At 65.6% G+C, this 2,172-nt stretch carries 2 protein-coding genes; both read right to left on the bottom strand.

The features are described 5' to 3' along the window. Window positions 1-1,967 (bottom strand): VirB4 family type IV secretion/conjugal transfer ATPase (locus Q0139_RS02645; RefSeq protein ID WP_298016894.1); only part of this gene is annotated, 1,967 nt, incomplete at its 3' end. An 84-nt stretch (window positions 1,968-2,051) separates the two neighbouring features. Further along, the coding region (locus tag Q0139_RS02640) for a VirB3 family type IV secretion system protein (RefSeq protein WP_298016897.1) at window positions 2,052-2,172 on the bottom strand (121 nt) is incomplete at its 5' end.

The raw sequence follows: 2,172 nt of genomic DNA, 5'->3' as shown, positions 1-2,172 counted from the left end.
TCGCGGATGCGCGCGGCGAAAACCTCGTCGTCGAGCGCCTTCCAGCCCTCGTCGATCAGGATCATCGTCGGCTCGCCGTCGAGCCGCTCCTCGATCCGGTGGAACAGGTACATCATCGTCGGCGTGCGCAGCCGCGGGTTTTCGAGCAGTGCGGTCATGTCGAAGCCGAGCGTCTTGCGCTCGAGATCCAGCTCATCGGTCTCGTTGTCGAACAGCCAGGCGTGTTCGCCGCCGTGGATCCAAGCGGACAAGCGATCCGCGAGGTCGCCCGCCTCGGGGCGACGCGTACCGCTCAACAGCTCGCGGAAATTGCGCAGGCGGCGAAGGCTTGCATCGTTTTCGTAAGCCGCATCGACCGCATGGCTCACGGTCTGGAGTTCCTCGGGGCCCTCCGCCTTCAGCAGCACGCCCAGCCAGTCGCGCAGGAAGGCACGGTTGGCAGGGTTGTCGGGCAGCGAGAGCGGATTGAAACCGCTCGGCTCGCCCGCATAGATCCGGTCGTAACGCCCGCCGATCCCGCGCACGAACAGCTCCGCGCCGCGATCCTTGTCGAACAATATCGTGCGCGGGGAGAACTTCTGCGCCTGAGCGGCGAGGAAGTTCATCACCACGGTTTTGCCCGAACCCGACGGGCCGATGACCGAGAAATTGCCCAGATCGCCATTGTGGAAGTTGAAGAAGAACGGCGTCGCGCTGGTCGTCTCCAGCAGCGTCACCGCCTCGGCCCAATGGTTGCCCTCGGCCTGGCCCAGCGCGAAGCCATGCAGTGATCCGAAGCTCGCCATGTTGGCGGAAGAGATCATCGCGCGGCGCACGATATAGTGCTCGTTGCCGGGGAATTGCGCCCAGAAGGCAGGCTCGAGATTGGTATCCTCGCGCACCACGATCGCGCCGGTATCGGCCAGCGCGGCAGATGCGGCGGCGGTTGCATCGTCGAGCCGGGGCAGCGTGCGCTCGCGCACCAGCACAGACAGGTGGTGATCGCCGAAGCCGACCGCGCCGTTGCCCAGCGCATCGCGCGCGGCCATCATGTCGTTGCGTTCGGCCTGCGCTTCTTCGTCGACCGAGCGCAGGCGGCGGATCGCCAGGTCCATCCGCTCGCGCGCGGTGGTGCGTTCTGCCGGCGCATAACTCTCCGAGACGACCATCTCGTAGGGCAGTCGCAGCAGGCTATCGAGCAGGCCGGGGCTGGTCGCGTCGGGATAATCCTTGAGGCTCAGGATCGCAGCGAAATCGGGATCGCCCGAACCGCGCAGTTCCATTGCGTCGATGCCGAAGCTGGCCCGGCGATAGGGCAGGAAATGCCCGATATCGCGGTCTTCGGCCGGACGCCGCACGGGGCGCATCTCGCCATTATAGAGCGCCGAAAGCAGCTCGAGGATCTCGGAATTGGTGTAGCCCTTGGGGCCGGTGTAATCGCCAAGCAGCGACGCGCCGTAGGGCTGCAGCGAAGCGACGAGGCCGGTCGCGGCGGCCCGAAGCGAGCGCAGGTCCTTTGGATCGGCCTCGGTTGCGTCCTGATTGCGCTTGTTGAGCGCCTTGCTCGCCTTTTCGACCCAACCCGCCTTGCCGCGCGCCGGGCGACGGATGAGCGTGACGAACTGGTCGTTGATGAACAGCGAGCCCGAGCCGAGCCGCTCCTTCCACCGCGCATCGATATGACGCGCGAGCGGATCGTCGAATTCCGCGTCCAGCTCCACTTCGACCCGGCGACGGATCACGTGGTGGTACATGACGAAGCGGCTATCGAGCGTCGAGCGCAGCATCACCTCGCGGGTCGCCGCGTGGGCGTTGAGCGCCTCGGTATCCTCGGTCTCGAACAGAAGTCCGGGCACCTGGATTGCGGTCAGCAGCGAACCGTCGCGCAGCAGCAGCGTGTTCTCGTCCACCAGGCGCGCATAGGGCAGCCGGTCGCCGACGCGGGCTTCCTTCGCGCTCCAGGCGGCGGCTCCTTTCCATTTGCTCATGCGTCGACCCTCCTAGGTCGGCTCAAACATTTTCGTTGCCGCGATTTCCGAGCCGCCGGATGAGTCCATCCGGCTCGAAATCGCTCAGGCGGCGTAGCTGTTGCAGCCCCACCGCTTGTAATTCTTGATCCGCGGGCACTTGCTGACCTTGGTGATCCACAGGTCGAAGATGCGCGGTTCGCGCAGGCAGGCGAAATAGCCGATC

The sequence above is a fragment of the uncultured Parasphingopyxis sp. genome, from assembly GCF_937129435.1.
Taxonomy (GTDB): Bacteria; Pseudomonadota; Alphaproteobacteria; order Sphingomonadales; family Sphingomonadaceae; genus Parasphingopyxis.
Note: the sequence above shows the minus strand (reverse complement) of the source record. Positions and strands in the feature narration are given on the sequence as shown.